The 1161-nt window shown below is 73.0% G+C and carries 2 protein-coding genes; both read right to left on the reverse strand.

The genetic code is table 11. The features are described from left to right. Positions 1 to 135: 135 nt before the first annotated feature. Entirely contained in the window at positions 136 to 255 is a 120-nt protein-coding gene (locus tag I5Q34_RS35390; RefSeq protein ID WP_234429947.1) for a hypothetical protein, read from the reverse strand. A gap of 118 nt (positions 256 to 373) precedes the next feature. Further along, positions 374 to 1161, reverse strand: a 788-nt coding sequence (locus I5Q34_RS33945) for an N-acetylmuramoyl-L-alanine amidase (protein ID WP_199896349.1), incomplete at its 5' end; no start/stop codon positions are given.

Genomic DNA, 1161 nt, shown 5'->3' on the forward strand with positions numbered 1-1161 from the left:
TGGCGAGGTCGGACTCGACGGCTGTGGTGCGCTGGAGAACGACTTCGAGCTTGCCATTGAGGGTGGCGAAGCCGGTGTCCACGCTGCCGCGCAGTCGCTCCAGCTCGACGGCGACGGCGTGGTCGGCCGGTGTCGTCACTCGGGCGCCTTCCGGACCGTCTCGGTGAGCCCGGGGCCCTCGGGGCCGACAGAGGTTGCGACGGCGGTCAGCAGGGCGAGGACGGCGGCCAGGGCGGCGGCGGACAGAGCACCCATCCACGGGGCGTCGAGCATGCCGGTAGCGCCGGCCCCGAGGACGCCGAGGAGGGCTGGGCGAAGGTGCGGATCATCCGCTCGAAGGTGGCGAGCCAGAAGGCGGAGGTCGTCATGGTGATCACTTCCAGTAGAGGCCGCGCGCCTGGGCGGCCGTGAGGGTGGCGGGGGCGGTGTCCCCGGCGGTCGCCGGGCCGTATGTGATCTCGAAGCGCAGGGTCTCGCCCGGCAGGATCGAGCCCGCGTGCAGGAAGTCGACGAAGCTGCTGCCCGTGGTCGCGATGCGCTCGACGATCGGGGACGTCCAGCGGCTGCCGTCCGGCCGCTGGTGCACGAAGCGGCCCTGGAGCACGCCGCCCGGCAGGGCGTCCACGCGTAGGTACACGGCGGCGGTGTAGGAGCGGGCTCCGGAGATGAGGTTGTCCCGGCCGATCCGGACCGTGGTCCAGGTGTCCGGACGCAGGTCAACGCGGGTGGTGCTGGCCTCGCCGAGGGGGTACGGCACTGTGTCCTCCGTGGGGTTGGGGGAGGGGTGTCCGGGCTGTCCGGACAGGCGGCGGGCGATCCGGGCACGCATGTCCGGCATGGTGAAGCCGCGCGGGTCGCTCTTGTCGTTCGACCACTCCAGGTGGCCGATCACGCTCTTCGCCGACCAGCCGTGCGCCCGGCACAGCGCCGCCGAGACGCGCTCGATCGCGTCGAGCTGCGCGGTGGGCCAAGGGTCGCGGCCATCGCCGCGGTTGATGCACTCGAAGCCGTAGAAGGCGCGGTTGCCGTCGACGCCGTCGAGGTTGCCCCGGGTCGGGGGCGGGGGCCGGTGGCCGTAGTCCTCCGCGATGACGTGCTCCAGGACGGCGGGGTCGCCGCCGCCGGCGTGGTTCGTGCGCCCGTATCCGACGAGGTGCACGG

Origin of the sequence: Streptomyces sp. AV19 (assembly GCF_015999245.1) — a bacterium.
GTDB lineage: Bacteria > Actinomycetota > Actinomycetes > Streptomycetales > Streptomycetaceae > Streptomyces.